This window comes from Rhizobium nepotum 39/7 (assembly GCF_000949865.1).
GTDB classification, from domain to species: domain Bacteria; phylum Pseudomonadota; class Alphaproteobacteria; order Rhizobiales; family Rhizobiaceae; genus Agrobacterium; species Agrobacterium nepotum.
The window spans coordinates 50,566-65,214 of sequence record NZ_JWJH01000015.1 but is presented as its reverse complement, the minus strand read 5'-3'; the positions used below and the strand labels follow the sequence as shown (position 1 = coordinate 65,214).

Annotated in this window: 15 protein-coding genes and 1 tRNA gene; 8 read left to right on the top strand and 8 right to left on the bottom strand. The window is 59.2% G+C overall.

The window, feature by feature from the left end; all coding sequences use genetic code 11:
• Positions 1–199: 199 nt before the first annotated feature.
• From RS75_RS16290 to RS75_RS16275, 4 genes are all read right to left on the bottom strand, one after another.
• Positions 200–1,012, bottom strand: a complete 813-nt coding sequence (locus RS75_RS16290; protein ID WP_045022169.1) for a class I SAM-dependent methyltransferase — start codon at positions 1,010–1,012, stop codon at positions 200–202.
• Between the two features lie 173 nt (positions 1,013–1,185).
• A tRNA-Arg gene (locus RS75_RS16285) sits at positions 1,186–1,262 on the bottom strand.
• A gap of 217 nt (positions 1,263–1,479) precedes the next feature.
• Positions 1,480–2,898 (bottom strand): sensor histidine kinase, encoded by a 1,419-nt coding sequence (locus RS75_RS16280; RefSeq protein ID WP_052679705.1) that lies wholly within the window; start codon positions 2,896–2,898, stop codon positions 1,480–1,482.
• A gap of 254 nt (positions 2,899–3,152) precedes the next feature.
• Positions 3,153–5,180 carry a methyl-accepting chemotaxis protein gene (locus tag RS75_RS16275; protein ID WP_045022326.1) on the bottom strand — a complete coding sequence of 676 codons (2,028 nt, stop codon included), beginning with the start codon at positions 5,178–5,180 and terminating at the stop codon, positions 3,153–3,155.
• Positions 5,181–5,531: 351 nt separating this feature from the next.
• On the opposite strand from RS75_RS16275, the gene rpmH reads away from it, so the two are divergent.
• From rpmH to yihA, 4 genes are read left to right on the top strand one after another with little or no spacing between them, the layout of a single operon-like run.
• The gene (rpmH, locus tag RS75_RS25145; RefSeq protein ID WP_013635393.1) at positions 5,532–5,669 is read left to right on the top strand and encodes a 50S ribosomal protein L34; all 138 of its coding nucleotides are present in this window, start codon (positions 5,532–5,534) and stop codon (positions 5,667–5,669) included.
• 36 nt (positions 5,670–5,705) lie between these two features.
• Complete coding sequence (gene rnpA / locus RS75_RS16270) at positions 5,706–6,089, top strand: ribonuclease P protein component (RefSeq protein WP_045022166.1); 384 nt, start codon at positions 5,706–5,708, stop codon at positions 6,087–6,089.
• A complete protein-coding gene (gene yidC / locus RS75_RS16265; RefSeq protein ID WP_200893644.1) occupies positions 6,086–7,888 on the top strand; it encodes a membrane protein insertase YidC in 1,803 nt (600 codons plus the stop codon). The genes rnpA and yidC overlap by 4 nt, the downstream gene beginning before the upstream one ends.
• The gene (yihA, locus tag RS75_RS16260) at positions 7,885–8,538 is read left to right on the top strand and encodes a ribosome biogenesis GTP-binding protein YihA/YsxC (RefSeq protein ID WP_045022161.1); all 654 of its coding nucleotides are present in this window, start codon (positions 7,885–7,887) and stop codon (positions 8,536–8,538) included. The genes yidC and yihA overlap by 4 nt, the downstream gene beginning before the upstream one ends.
• A 13-nt stretch (positions 8,539–8,551) precedes the next feature.
• Here the strand turns inward: yihA and RS75_RS16255 are convergent, their stop codons facing one another.
• On the bottom strand, positions 8,552–8,929 hold the full coding sequence (locus tag RS75_RS16255; RefSeq protein ID WP_045022156.1) for a hypothetical protein: 378 nt from the start codon (positions 8,927–8,929) through the stop codon (positions 8,552–8,554).
• Between the two features lie 360 nt (positions 8,930–9,289).
• Here RS75_RS16255 and argB point away from each other — a divergent pair, with 360 nt between their 5' ends.
• Positions 9,290–10,174 carry an acetylglutamate kinase gene (gene argB / locus RS75_RS16245; RefSeq protein WP_045022153.1) on the top strand — a complete coding sequence of 295 codons (885 nt, stop codon included), beginning with the start codon at positions 9,290–9,292 and terminating at the stop codon, positions 10,172–10,174.
• 51 nt (positions 10,175–10,225) lie between these two features.
• Here the strand turns inward: argB and RS75_RS16240 are convergent, their stop codons facing one another.
• Positions 10,226–11,143, bottom strand: coding sequence for a DMT family transporter (locus tag RS75_RS16240; RefSeq protein WP_045022152.1), 918 nt, complete (start codon positions 11,141–11,143; stop codon positions 10,226–10,228).
• Between the two features lie 106 nt (positions 11,144–11,249).
• On the opposite strand from RS75_RS16240, the gene RS75_RS16235 reads away from it, so the two are divergent.
• Together RS75_RS16235 and RS75_RS16230 are read left to right on the top strand one after the other, a co-directional pair.
• Positions 11,250–11,963: a pyrimidine 5'-nucleotidase gene (locus tag RS75_RS16235; RefSeq protein WP_045022151.1), complete on the top strand. Its 714-nt coding sequence runs from the start codon at positions 11,250–11,252 to the stop codon at positions 11,961–11,963.
• Positions 11,964–12,085: 122 nt separating this feature from the next.
• Entirely contained in the window at positions 12,086–12,664 is a 579-nt protein-coding gene (locus RS75_RS16230) for an EF-hand domain-containing protein (protein WP_045022150.1), read from the top strand.
• A 43-nt stretch (positions 12,665–12,707) separates the two neighbouring features.
• Here RS75_RS16230 and RS75_RS16225 read toward each other — a convergent pair whose 3' ends face one another.
• Together RS75_RS16225 and RS75_RS16220 are read right to left on the bottom strand one after the other, a co-directional pair.
• Positions 12,708–12,965: a BQ00720 family protein gene (locus RS75_RS16225; RefSeq protein ID WP_045022148.1), complete on the bottom strand. Its 258-nt coding sequence runs from the start codon at positions 12,963–12,965 to the stop codon at positions 12,708–12,710.
• A 56-nt stretch (positions 12,966–13,021) separates the two neighbouring features.
• Positions 13,022–13,447 carry an Hsp20 family protein gene (locus RS75_RS16220; RefSeq protein WP_045022146.1) on the bottom strand — a complete coding sequence of 142 codons (426 nt, stop codon included), beginning with the start codon at positions 13,445–13,447 and terminating at the stop codon, positions 13,022–13,024.
• A 209-nt stretch (positions 13,448–13,656) separates the two neighbouring features.
• Here RS75_RS16220 and RS75_RS16215 point away from each other — a divergent pair, with 209 nt between their 5' ends.
• Positions 13,657–14,601 (top strand): nucleoside hydrolase, encoded by a 945-nt coding sequence (locus RS75_RS16215; RefSeq protein ID WP_045022144.1) that lies wholly within the window; start codon positions 13,657–13,659, stop codon positions 14,599–14,601.
• Positions 14,602–14,649: the final 48 nt, after the last annotated feature.

Here is a 14,649-nt window from a genome sequence, read left to right as displayed (position 1 = left end):
ATGCTTATATTGTATGACAATATGACGAAGGTTTGCAGAAAGTTCGGTGACACCGGAAAGCCCGGCAATCTCGGCTCATCGCCGGGCCTTGTGACATAGGCATCCATCGAAGACGACTAATATTAAGGGCGCGCTCCGAATATCCGGACCCGGATTTATCGACTAAAACCGGCCTGGCTGCACCGGGGCATCCGGTATTCTAACCGGCAGCCAGAATCACGTGCGCCTGAATTTTGGCGGCAACCTCGCCGCTGCCATACCGCGCTTCAATTGCGGATGCGGCGCAGTTCGTCGCCTCCTCCAGTTTTCCCGGCGCTCTGGCTTCGATTTCGGTCCGAAGAACAGTTCCCTGACAATAGGCGACAGCCGGAATGCGCGGCGACGGGGCCCGGCTTTGCGCCGATATCGTCTCGATCACCACGCGGGAAAACCCGGCACTTTCCAGCTCGCTACGTATCAACGCCTTATCGTGGTAACCGTGCGGGGTGCGCACCATGAAACGCGGCGGATCCTCAGGGAACATGCGTGCAAGGGCGTTCGTCACCTCATTCGCGAAGTGATTTTCTTCGATGCTATCCCACACGTTGAATAAATAATGTCCGCCGGGCTTCAGCACCCTCTTCGCTTCGCGATAGGCGGACAAGCGGTCGGTGAAGAACATCGCGCCGAACTGGCAGAAAACGAGATCGAAAGTCGCATTTTCAAACGGCAAGGTCTGAGCATCTGCCTGACGCCACTGGATGCGACTATCCGGCGCCTGTCGCGATGCCGCAAAGTCGAGCATCGGCTGGTTGAGATCGGTCACGACATAGTTGGCAGCAGGCGACAATCCGGGTGCCAGTTCGCGGGTAACGACCCCGGTGCCTGCGGCGATTTCCAGAACATCGACCGGCATCAATGCCGCCGCCCGCCGCGCCAGGTCCCGGGCGAATGGCTCGAAAATCAACGGCACCATATATCGGTCGTAGTTTTCCGGGATAGACCCGGCAAACACCTTGTCCGTTTCCAACATGGCTTTCACCTGCGGTCATCGAATGACCCGGTGACCTTAGCACATTTTCGGGAAGTGCGGAATCTGTCCGGCCTTGCGGACCTTATTCCAATGCCGATAACGCCCGTGCTGCACAGCGTGACAAAATGGCGGCTGGCGCGGGGCGTATCACTATATTTTTATGAGAAGAGAAATGGCGCACCCGAAGAGATTCGAACTCCTGACCCCCAGATTCGTAGTCTGGTGCTCTATCCAGCTGAGCTACGGGTGCGTGCCGTTCCGGTCGTTTCCGGTGGCGTGGCGATCCTCTAAAACGTCCTCATTCCGATTGCAAGTGATTTCGCTTCGAAATTGTCATTTTTCCGCAGCAATTCACGTATCCTATTGATTATACTAGTAATTCCAAAGAGGCCGTTTTCGAGGGGTCGTATGTGGCGCATAATCCGGCGGGTGTGGCGATCGCCCCGAACTGTCTCCGGTCCGAATTTTCAGGCGGTTCTGGCCGCATGCACGGAAGCGGCGCGGTCGGCGATCTCAATGCGGAACTGCGTGCCGGGACCGGGTTTTTCGACAAGCGCGATCGTGCCGCCATGGGCAAGCACCAGTTCCCGCGCAATAACGAGCCCGAGGCCTGTGCCGCCGGAACGGGCCGATCCCCTGAAGGCGGAAAACAGATTCTCTTTCGCCTTACGCGGCATGCCCGGCCCGTTGTCGTCTATGACGATGCTGACAACGCTGCCGGCCCTCTGGGCCGAAATCGAAAGATACCGTGGCGTGGTATTCGTCGCGTCGGACTGCAGGGCCTGAACGGCATTGCGACAGAGATTGTGGATCACCCGGAAAAGCTGCTCGGCATCCGCATCGACAGTGAGATCGGCGGGCACACTGTCCTGAAACTCAATGCCGCTTTCAGGCTCCAGCGCCAGAATGTCGCGCACATCCCGCACCAGATTGCTCAAGTGAACCGTCTTGCGTTTCGGCGCGCCCTCCGTCGCCTGCCCATAGGCCAGAACCTCGCTTGTGTAGGCGACGGCGCGGTCGATCGTGCGCAGCAGTTTCGGTGCAAAGCTCCGGACCATCGGATCCTTGGCATCCACCAGCCGGTCCGACATGAGCTGCGCGGATGACAGGATATTGCGCATGTCATGGTTGATCTTCGAAACCGCCAGACCGAGATCCACGAGGTTCTTCTGTTGCCGCAGGGTTTTCTGCAACTCAGTCTGCATGTCGGAAAGGTGACGTCCGGCGACAGCCAGCTCGTCGCTTCCTTCCTCCGGCACGAAAATCCGCTCGGGATTGCCGGGCTCCTCGGAAAAACGCTGCATGCCGAGCGTCAGGCGGCGTATGGGCCGGATCATGATGCGGTTGATGGAAACAAAGATAAGACCAGCGGTCACGAGCGACAGGACGATGGAGATCAGGAAAACGTTGCGGGCATAAGCGAGCATCGCCGCCCGCAGCTTGTTTTCGCCCAGCACCAGTTCGATGATGGTGTCGCTGTCGCCGACGACATCGAAAACGCGGATGACGCGATTGCCGCCAAACAGCAATGTGGAGAACGCGTCCCGTACCGCAGCCAGTTGCGAAACATCGGAAAGATCATATTGCTCATCGACCCCGGGCGGCGTTTCCGCCACGGCGAGCAGGCGCGACGTGCCGTCCTTGCGCAGCGCGATAAGCTTCGCCCCGGTGGCCATCAGCGTGTCGTTCTGCACGCTTCGTGGCAATTCGGCCTGCAGGCCATCGATCACCGCGCCGGCGGCGGCGGCCGTGTTCAGGCGGTCCCGCAGCCACGAAAGGCGCATATTGGCGACCGAAGGCACGAAGATCAGCACTTCGGCAATCATCACGAAAATGACGGTAAGCAACAGCAGCCGCCCCGAAAGACCTCCGGTCAATCCCGGCACACAGTGCACCGGATTGTTCTCCGTGCCGTCCAAGCTGTCTACGCCTTTAGAAAACACCGGGCCCTGATCCTGTATGCGCGCCGCCGCTTCGGTGGAACGGCTCGGTTTATATGCAAGCACGATAATAGGACCTAACAGATATTTTTCCAATGCGTTGCAAAACAAACAGCTTCACTGTCGGAAAAACAAACGCCGCCCGGGAGGGGGCGGCGGTTGATGTAAAACCGGTGGCAAACAAAACCTGAGGCGACGCCTCAGAACTCCTGCCAGTCCCCGTTCGCCGACGCTGCGGCCGGCTGGGCATTGAGGGCACGGCTGACGCTGTTCATCAATTTGCGGGCCGGAGAGGCGACAGCCGCTGCCCTGCCGGACACCGCCACAGGCCGCAGCGGCTGCTCAGCGCGGGAGCGGAGCTGAGCATCCTCGGCGCCGACCTTGAAGCGCGACACCAGCGTCACGAGATGGCCCGCCTCGCCACTCAGCCTGTGGGTCGCGGCCGATGTCTCCTCGACCATGGCGGCATTGCGCTGCGTCACCTGGTCCATCTGGTTGATCGCCGTGTTGACTTCGTGCAACCCGGTGGATTGCTCTCTCGCTGCCGTGGCAATCGAGTGGATGTGCTCGTTGATCGCCAGAACACGCGTCTCGATCTCGCTCAACGCGCTGCCGGTTCTTTGAACCAGCGACACGCCGCGGCCGACCTCTTCGCCGGATTTGGTGATCAGCGCCTTGATGTCCTTTGCAGCCGTTGCGGAGCGTTGCGCCAGTTCGCGCACTTCCTGTGCGACGACGGCGAAGCCCTTGCCCGCATCGCCCGCACGGGCCGCCTCGACACCCGCATTCAACGCCAGAAGGTTGGTCTGGAAGGCGATCTCGTCAATAACATTGATGATCTGGCTGATTTCCCGCGAGGCTTTTTCTATGCGGTCCATCGCGGAGACGGCGTCACGCACGACATTGGCGGATTCTTCCGTCTTCTGCTTGGTCTCGGCAACCATCGTGCTGGCTTCCTGCGCGCGGTCCGTGGAATTGCGAACGACGGCCGTGATCTCGTCCAGCGCGGCGGAGGTTTCCTCCAGTGCCGCAGCCTGCTGTTCCGTCCGCTTCGACAGGTCGTCGGCTGCCGAGCGCAATTCGTTCGCATTGCCGCTGATGCCCTCGGTGCTGCTGCGCACCTCCCGCATCGTCTCCCGCAGCTTGGTCAGCGTCTGGTTGACGTTCGCCTGGAGTTCGGCGAACACACCGCGAAACTCGCCGTCCATCTTTTCCGTCAGATCGCCCCGCGCCAGACCTTCGATGACGCGGCTGGTCTCGGAGACGCCATTGTCCACGCCGGTCAACAAGGCATTGATCGTCTCGGCAAAACGATTGAGGTTCTCGTCGCCGTAGTCCTTGTTGATACGTCGGCTGAAATCGCCCTGGGCCGCAGCGTCGACGACGACGGCCATGCCGGCCTGCAGATCGTCGCTCTTGGCGCGCATTGCGGTTTCCTGCGCATTCATGCGGCGCACCTCACGGCCGTTCTTCTTGAAGACCTCGACAGCCGCCGCCATTTCGCCGATTTCGTCGTTACGTCCGAGATAAGGCACGTCCGCGTCCAGATTTCCGTCCGCTACGGCGTTCATGACTTCAGAAACGTTGCGGATGGGCGCACTCAGCTGCCGCGCCCCGATGTAAAGGCCGAATGCCGCGCCGGCCAATATGCCGCTGCCGGTGACGGTGATGACCAGCCAGAAGGTGGTCGTCACAAAACCGGCAATGCCCGCCTTGACGGTGGCAAGCTCGGCAATGTCGTTTTTCACAACGGCGTCGATTTCCGCCTGATAGGCTTTCCGGTTGGCCCGGTTCGCATCGTTGTTACCCTGCTGGTTGGCCGCCTGCGGGCTGACTTCCCGGGCAAGCCGCGCCGTTTCCAGACGGAAGGCCTTGAATTCCTTGAAGCGGCTGGAGAGATTGTCGAAGGCCGCCTTCTGTTCCGTCGGAACGAGAGGGGTCCAGGTCGCGATCAGCTTTTCCATGGCGTCGAGGTTCTTCACGATGCCATCAGCGAAAGGTGCCGCCTTTTCCATATCGGGGGCGGCGTAGACACCGCGCGCCTCCATCACGACTGCGGTAACAAGACGGTTGAGCGCTTCGCCCTTATAGGCGCGCTCCGCCGCTTTTTCGTATCCGGCCGTACGCACCTGGAACTCGCTGACCGCATATATGGACAGACCACCGATGGTACAGGCAACAAGGCTCATCAGCCCGACAAGAAGATTGATACGACCGCGAATTCTCAACTTCGTTCCCCCAAAAAGCCAGCGGCACGGTGAAAAAAGGGAAGCTGGCATAACTTTTCCCATGACAACATTTATCAATGCTGCGTTAAGAAAGAATTTCAGATTTTATCGATCGCGCGCCGGAATGCGCTCGCGCCGCCCATGCGCGAAGCCGATTTCATGGCGCTTCCGCAAAAGGTGAACCGCGAAAACCCCTTCGGCAATTGACTTTGCTCGGCCTATGCCCTTATAAGCCGCGCACGCTCGGCCATTAAAAAGCTCGCCCAGGCGGGGTTAGCCGTGCAAAAAACGAAACGCTCTTGCAAAATAGTTGCAAATTCAAGAAGGGCCGCACACCGCGGTATTAAATAAATGTCGAAGCGTACATTCCAGCCATCCAAGCTTGTTCGCAAGCGTCGTCATGGTTTCCGTGCCCGTATGGCTACTGCCGGCGGTCGTAAAGTTCTCGCAGCCCGCCGTGCGCGCGGCCGCGCAAGTCTGTCGGCTTAATTGCCGTCTCTGTGGCCCGATGAAAGTCGCGGGCACATGAGCAAGACAAAAAAACTGCCCGGCCGGCTTAAAAACCGGTCGGATTTTCTTGCCGTTCAGACGGGGGAAAAGCGGCGGGGAGGCACCTTTCTTCTGGAAGTCCTCGACCGGAAAACCCAGGAAACCGAACCTCGGGTCGGTTTCACCGTAACGAAAAGACAAGGCAACGCGGTCGAGCGAAATCGCATGCGCCGCCGTCTCAAGGAAGCCGTGAGGCTTTCTGCCGGATTCGCAATGAAGCCCGGACATGACTATGTGATTGTCGCCCGCAGGGACGTGCTCAATACGGCCTTCCCGAAACTTCAGTCTCTCCTTACCGAGCGAATTGAAGGAACGGCGAAACCGAAACGGTCCCAGGAGACCCGCTCCAGGAAAGAATGATGGAAAAGAACCGCAATTACTTCATCGCGATAGCCCTTTCGGTTGTCATCGTCCTCGCCTGGCAATTCCTTTACATGAATCCGCGCATCGATCAGCAGCGCCGCGCCGAAGAGGCCCGCCAGGCGCAACAGCAGACGACGCAGCAACAGCAGGCACCTGGTGCCGCACCCGGCGTGACCGTCGACGGCGCACCGCCCGCCTCCTCCACGCAGGCCGCCGCCACGGCGACGCGTGAAGAAGCGATTGCAAAAAGCCAGCGCGTCGCCATCGACACCAACGCCATTGCCGGCTCGATCAATTTGACCGGCGCCCGTTTCGATGACATCCGGCTCAAGGGCTACCATGAGACCGTTGATGACTCGAGCCCGATCATCACGCTGTTTTCGCCCTCCGATACCAAGGACGGTTATTTCACCGAACTCGGTTATGTCGGCGGCGCCGATGCTGGCAGCGTTCCCGGCCCTTCGACGGTATGGACGCTCGCAAGCGGCGACAAGCTGACGGAAACCACGCCGGTCACGCTGACCTACACCAACCAGAACGGCGTCGTTTTCTCCCGTACCGTTTCGATCGACCAGCACTACATGATCTCGGTCAACGACAAGGTCGAGAACCCCGGACAGACACCCGTCTCCTTCGCCACCTATGGCCGCGTGACGCGTAACAACAAGCCGGCGATACCGCCCGTTTTCGTTATCCACGAAGGTTTCCTCGGCGTTTCGGGCAAAGACGGCAGCCTGACGGAAGAGAAATACAAGAACATCGAAGAAGCACCGGTAACGGTCGCGAAGGCGACCGGCGGCTGGCTCGGCATCACCGACAAATATTGGGCTGCGGCTATCGTTCCGCCGCAGACGACGCCGTTCGAAACCCGCTACTCGCACATCACGGGCAATCAGCCGAGCTACCAGGCCGATTTCAAGAGCGACACGATGACGGTCGAACCCGGCCAGTCCATCGAACTGAAGAGCCTTGTCTTCGCCGGCGCCAAGGAAGTGCCACTCGTCGACCGTTATGAAACCGAATATTCCATTCCGAAGTTCGACCTCCTGATCGACTGGGGCTGGTTCTACTTCATCACCAAGCCGATGTTCAAAATGATGGATTTCTTCTTCCGTTATTTTGGTAATTTCGGCCTGGCCATCCTGCTTACCACCATCGTCGTGAAGCTTCTGTTCTTCCCGCTCGCCAGCAAGCAATATGCGTCCATGGCGAACATGAAGCGCATGCAGCCGAAGATGGAGGAGCTGAAGGCCAAGCATGGCGACGACCGCATGGCCATGCAGCAGGCGATGATGCAGCTCTACAAGGAAGAGAAGATCAACCCGGTGGCCGGCTGCTGGCCGATGCTGCTGCAGATCCCGGTCTTCTTCGCGCTCTATAAGGTCATCTACGTCACCATCGAAATGCGGCATGCGCCGTTCTTCGGCTGGATTCACGACCTTTCTGCGCCCGATCCGACGTCGCTGTTCAACCTGTTCGGCCTTCTGCCCTACGATGTGCCGCACTTCCTGATGATCGGCGTCTGGCCGCTCGTCATGGGCGTCACCATGTTCCTGCAGATGCGCATGAACCCGACACCGCCCGATCCGACGCAGGCGATGATCTTCACCTGGATGCCGCTGATCTTCACCTTCATGCTGGCTTCCTTCCCGGCAGGTCTGGTCATCTACTGGGCATGGAACAACACGCTGTCGATCTCCCAGCAGGCCCTCATCATGAAGCGCCACGGCGCCAAGATCGAATTGTTCGATAATATAAAAGGGCTGTTCAAACGAAAGCCGGTGCAATCGAAATGAGTGAAACCGGTCCGGCAACCGAAAAGCCCCTGTTCGGGCGACCCTGGATATTCATTCGCGGTGTTCCCGCGATGAAATTCCTGCCGCCCGAAGGCCCGCCGGAGATTGCCTTCGCCGGACGTTCGAATGTCGGCAAGTCCTCGCTTATCAATGCGCTGGTGGGTCACAAGGGACTTGCCCGCACATCCAACACGCCCGGACGCACGCAGGAACTGAACTATTTCGTTCCTGAAGGTTATTCCGGCGAGGCGGGCGACCTGCCGCCGATGGCGCTGGTCGACATGCCGGGTTACGGCTATGCGCAGGCGCCCAAGGACCACGTTGACGCCTGGACGAAGCTGGTCTTCGACTATCTTCGCGGCCGCGCGACGTTGAAGCGCGTTTACGTGCTGATCGATTCCCGCCATGGCATAAAACCGAACGACGAGGAGGTTCTGAGCCTGCTCGACAAGGCGGCCGTATCCTATCAGGTCGTTCTGACGAAGACGGACAAGATCAAGGATGTGGGCGTTCCCCGCGTGATCAGTGAAACGCTGGAGAAAATCCGCAAGCGTCCCGCCGCCTATCCGGAAGTTCTGGCCACGTCCTCGGAAAAAGCCTTCGGCCTGGACAGCCTGCGCGCCGAGATCGTGCGGACGGTCTCTCTCTAAGAGGCCGCCGCCTTCAGGCGATGGTGAAAAGCAGGGCGGCGGTCCAAAGCATCGCCGTCAACGCCAGAAGCCGCCAGAAACGCACGGAATGCCAGACTTCCGAAAGCATGGCGACGAACATGCTGCCGTTGCGCAGCGGCTGACCCTTGAAAGGCAGGCCTGCGCGGGTGGGATTCATGTCGAGCAATGCTGCGACGCTCGCCCTTTCGCGATATTCAGTTTCCGCCAGATTGTCTCGCCAGCGCCGGACCATGGCGGCGAACTGACGGTCGCGTTTGATGCGTTTTGCAAGCTCCGCCATGCTTTCCGGCGGCAAGGCACCCAGCACATATTCGCCAGCGAGCACTTCGTCCCGCAAACCGCTTTGCTTGTCTCGATCCGGCACCGTCATATGTTTTCAAACTCCTCGGTCGTTCAGGCCAGCATCGTTTTCACGATGCGCGACGACTTTCCCGTCGCCCTGCTGAATAACCCCTCCCCTGCTCCCCACAAGGCTGGTCCGATTGGCGCTTTATGTCAATCTTATTACGCGCTCCGAAGCGCCCAAAAGCAGAATTTTACTATGCGCCGACACAATAAGGCCCGGAGTTTCTTTCATTCATCCAAAGCGCGCATTCACCTGTCCTTGCAAGTGCTCCGGCACGTCGAATTGGCGCTTCCTGCACTGCAAAAAACGATTCCGATTTTTGCGCCGATGCTGTAGAGCGATGACAGGCTCTCGAGGGCCGCAACCACAGACCGAGGTTTTTCCATGACTGCTTCCGAAAGCGAAACTCAGGCGCGGCTGCTCGCACAGGCTCTGCCCTTCATGCAGAAATATGAGAACAAGACCATTGTGGTGAAATATGGCGGTCACGCCATGGGGGATTCTACGCTCGGAAAGGCTTTCGCGGAAGATATCGCCCTGTTGAAGCAGTCCGGTATCAACCCCATCGTCGTGCACGGCGGCGGCCCGCAGATCGGCGCAATGCTGACGAAGATGGGCATTGAATCGAAGTTCGAAGGCGGCCTTCGCGTCACCGACGCCAAGACGGTCGAAATCGTTGAAATGGTTCTGGCCGGCTCGATCAACAAGGAAATCGTCGCGCTCATCAACCAGACGGGCGAATGGGCAATCGGCCTGTGCGGCAAGGACGGCAACATGGTCTTCGCCGAAAAGGCGAAAAAGACCGTGATCGACCCCGACAGCAACATCGAGCGTGTTCTCGATCTCGGTTTCGTCGGCGAAGTCGTCGAGGTCGATCGCACCCTGCTCGACCTGCTCGCCAAGTCGGAGATGATCCCGGTCATCGCTCCCGTCGCTCCCGGTCGCGACGGCGCCACCTACAACATCAATGCCGACACCTTTGCCGGTGCCATTGCTGGCGCGCTCAACGCCACCCGCCTTCTGTTCCTGACCGATGTGCCCGGTGTTCTCGACAGGAACAAGGAACTCATCAAGGAACTGACGGTCTCCCAGGCGCGCGCGCTCATCAAGGACGGCACGATTTCCGGCGGCATGATCCCGAAGGTCGAGACCTGCATCGAGGCCATCAAGGCCGGCGTTCAGGGTGTGGTGATCCTCAACGGCAAGACCGCCCATTCCGTTCTTCTGGAAATTTTCACGGAAGGCGCCGGCACGCTCATCGTGCCCTGATCCGGTTCCTGTGGCGGACGGGAAAGCCCGTCCGCCACATCTCACATCTCCTCAGCCGAACACCAGAAGCGACAGCACGCCCAGAACGATCAGCAGACAGCCGCAAAGTTCGAGCCGGTTGATCTTTTCCTTGAAGAAAAGCACGGTCGAGGCAAAAGCGAAAAGCATCTCCACCTGCGCCAACGCCTTGACCACAGCGGCTTGCTGCAACGTCATTGCCGTAAACCAGCCGAATGACGCCGTGGCCCCCACGAAACCGACCGCGAGAGAAGGTTTCCACGCCTTTGCGATCCGCCGCAATTCGTCCCTCTCCCGCCAGACGATCCACAAGAACATCGACAGGGTCTGCGTCACGATGACGACGACGAGGGTGAAACCGGCCTGCATCACCGCATCCGGGGCCGGCAGACTTGGTGCCAGCGCCAGTGACGCAGAACGATAGGCGACTGATGAGAGGCCGAAGAAAGCGCCCGAGGCGAGGCCGATACCCGCGGTCCGGCTGAAGATGGAGGTCAGAATGGAAGCGGGGGTCACTTCCGTTCGCGCAACCGAAATCAGCATGACGCCGGCCACCGACATGGCGATAGCCGCCAAGGTACCGCCATTGACGCTTTCGCCGACGAAAATCAGCGCAAACAACGCCGCCTGCGCGGGTTCAGTTCGGGAATAGGCCGTGCCGACCGCAAAGTTGCGGAAGGAAAACAGGTGCACCAACAGGAAAGTGGCGGCGATCTGCGCCATGGCCCCGACCATCGCCCAGACAGCGAACGACATGTTCGGCACCGGCAGCGGCCGGTCGAGCACACCATAGAGAAAACCGAGATAGGCGAGAGCGAAGGGCATGCCGAACACGAAGCGCACGAAAGTCGCGCCCGTGGTGCCCATCATGCCCTTCAGGTGCTTTTGCAGGGTCGAGCGCAGGTTCTGCAAGAACGCGCTCGCAAAAGTTATGCCTATCCAGAGTTCCATGGCATTGGCGGTATCATGCGCTGGAGGTTGCGGCCAAGCCCGATTTTCCCGTCAGTCGTCGTCTTTTCGATTTTCTTCGGCATTCGAAACGGGCATAAAGCAGCCCATGGACACAAAGCCGAAAAACCTGCCCGATGCCGTCGATTTCGCCCATGTCAACGAATGGGTCTTCGATCTCGACAACACGCTCTATCCGCATCACGTCAATCTGTTTTCCCAGATCGACCGCAACATGACGGCCTACGTGGCGGAGCTTTTAAAGCTCGACCCCGACGAGGCCCGAACCTTGCAGAAGCGCTATTACCATGAGCATGGCACCACGCTTCAGGGCTTGATGATCCATTACGGCATCAGCCCGGACGAGTTTCTGGAACGCGCGCATGCCATCGATTATTCGGCGCTCAAACCCCATCCGGAACTCGGCGAGGCGATCAAGGCGCTGCCGGGCCGCAAGTTCATCCTGACCAATGGCAGCGTCAAGCATGCGCAGGCGGCCGCGGGCGCGCTTGGCATTCTCGATCATTTCGAGGATATCTTCGATATTGTTGCCGCAGGCTACCTGCCGAAGCCGGCAAGTGCGACCTATGAGAAGTTTGCAGCACTTGCAAAACTCGACACGAAAAAAGCCGCCATGTTCGAGGACCTGCCGCGCAATCTTGCGGCACCCAAGGCTCTCGGCATGAAGACCGTGCTGCTCGTTCCCTCGAACCTCGAAGGCATCATCATGGAGCGCTGGGAAATCCCTGCCGCGACGGATGCGCATATCGACTACATCACCGACGACCTGACAGGTTTCCTCACCAGAACGATCAGCCGCTGATCGGCAACATGGAAATCGGCCGCAGGCGACATTACCGAAGCTTCATGCACCTTACGGATGTTTAAGTAGTGGACTAGCGCCTACGTCACTATCTTCCTCTTCAGGGACACCAACGGAAGGTAATGACGATGTCTACACGAAAAATCGCACTCTCTGCTCTTGGCGCAGCCCTCTTGGTCGGCACGGCCGCGACGGCAAGCTTCGCCGCCCCGCCCCCTCCCGGCAAAGGCCATGGCGAGCGCATGCATATCCGCCCGGAAATGGCGTTCGTTCAACTGCTGAAGGTGGCCGACACCAACAAGGACGGCAAAATCTCGAAAGAAGAGTTCGCCGCACGTCAGGACGCGCTTTTTGCCGAGATCGACAAGGACAAGGACGGTTCGATCACGCCGAAGGAAATGCGCGAATACCGCCATGCGAAAATGGAGGCGTTCCGCGCCGCCCATCCGCGCCCTGAGGGTGAAAGCAAGGGACCCGAAGGCAAGCGTGCCGAACGCGAACATGGCGGCCGTCAGGGCTGGGGCAAGCATGGCGGCAAGGGTGGAGGCTTCGCGATGATCCGCATGGCCGATACCGATGAAAACGGTCAGGTCAGTAAAGCCGAATTCACCGCAGCCGGTGAAAAAATGTTCGAGCGGCTCGACAGGAACAAGGACGGCGTCATCTCGATCGATGACATGCCGGATCGCCCATTCCTTTGATTTCATAAGAAAAAGCCCGCTCAATCGGCGGGCTTTTTTCGTTTCAATGCAGGCTGACGGTTTTCAGATCGTCTTCTGCCGCCTTGAAAAACGTACTGGAACGATTGTCGGTCAGGAGGATCGGCGTACCGTCCGCACCAAACAGCGCCCAGAGATCCAGTTGCGGATCGAGATCAGGCGCTTCCGGGAAACAGCGGCTTACGTCTTCAGCGCGAATTTTACGGATATATCCCACTTCTCCCTCACCGATATGGGCGAGCTGGGACGGGGTGAGACGCGCATGCGCTTCTTTTAAAAGCATATTTCAGCCTCCTTCTTCACGCCGAGCGATTCGTGTCGGATTCCGGCGTTCACGTTCTACTCTGAGACGGAAATATTAATTTTCTTTACCACGTTCGAAATTTCGGGCCGCACGAGATCGATGGAGAGGAGGCCGTTGCGCAGGCGCGCTTCCCTCACCTGCATACCGTCCGCAAGCACGAAGACCCGCTGAAATTGCCGCGCCGCAATGCCTCGATACAGAAAATCCCGCTTTTCCTGCTCCTGCTGGCGACCGCGAATGACGAGCTGGTTATCGGCTGTCGTCACATCCAGATCATCCTGCGAAAACCCGGCGACCGCGATGGTGATACGCAGGCGCTCCGGTACGTCTTCTCCGCCTGGAAGGCGCTCGATGTTATAGGGAGGATAGCCGTCATTGGCCTTCGCCATACGCTCCAGCGTTTTTTCCATGGCATCAAAACCCAGCAAAAGCGGGTGGGCAAATGGCGTCATGCGGCTCATATCGTCTCTGTCCTTGCAACCAAGCGACGTTTCGCGGCTCCGCTTCCGGCAACCTTTCCGGTCAATCGTACCGGCACTGGCAATATGGGAAGCAAAACCGCGATGCGCAAGGCGGGTCACCAGGCAAAGAGGGGCACACCGAGGAATGAGGCTTGACAAGTGAGCGTCCGCCGCTCGAAAAAAGCGCTCACCTCAACGGCGGGCAAGACATGGCAGAACGCAGAAAAATCATCATCGACACGGATCCGGGACAGGACGACGCGGCAGCGATCATGCTGGCTTTCGCAAGCCCTGAAGAAATCGACATTCTCGGGCTGTGTGCCGTCGCCGGCAATGTTCCGCTGAAACTGACCAGCCGCAACATCCGCATCATCTGCGAATTGTGCGGACGCACCGATATTCCCGTCTACGAGGGCGCGGAACGGCCGCTGGTGCGCGCGCCGATTACCGCCGAACACGTTCATGGCAGTACCGGTCTCGACGGCCCGGTTCTCGACGAGCCGACAATGGCGGCGCAAAAGCAGCATGCGGTGGATTTCATCATCGAAACACTGCTGCGGGAGCCTGCCGGAACCGTGACGCTCTGCACGCTCGGCGCGCTGACCAATGTGGCGCTGGCGCTGCAGAAGGCCCCCGAGATCGCCGGCCGCGTCAAGGAAATCGTAATGATGGGCGGCGGCTTCTTCGAAGGCGGCAACATCACGCCGGCTGCGGAATTCAACATCTATGTCGACCCGCAGGCCGCCGATATCGTCTTCCGTTCCGGCATACCCATCGTCATGATGCCGCTCGACGTCACCCATAAGCTGCTGACGACCAAGGCGCGCGTCAGCCGCATTCGCGAGATCGGCACACGCCCGGCAATCGCCATGGCGGAAATGCTGGAATTCTTCGAACGTTTCGACATCGAGAAATACGGCTCGGACGGCGGTCCGCTGCATGATCCGAGCGTCATTGCCTATCTCGTCAAGCCCGAGCTGTTTCAGGGCCGCGATTGCAATGTCGAAATCGAGGTCAGTTCCGAACTCACAATGGGCATGACGGTGGTGGATTGGTGGCGCGTGACCGAGCGCCCCACCAACGCCCGCGTGATGCGCGCTGTGGATGCGGACGGTTTCTTCGAATTGCTGACGGAGCGTTTCGCCCGGCTCTGACGGGAACGCAGACATGAAAAAGGGCCGCTGGCATAACCAGCGGCCCTT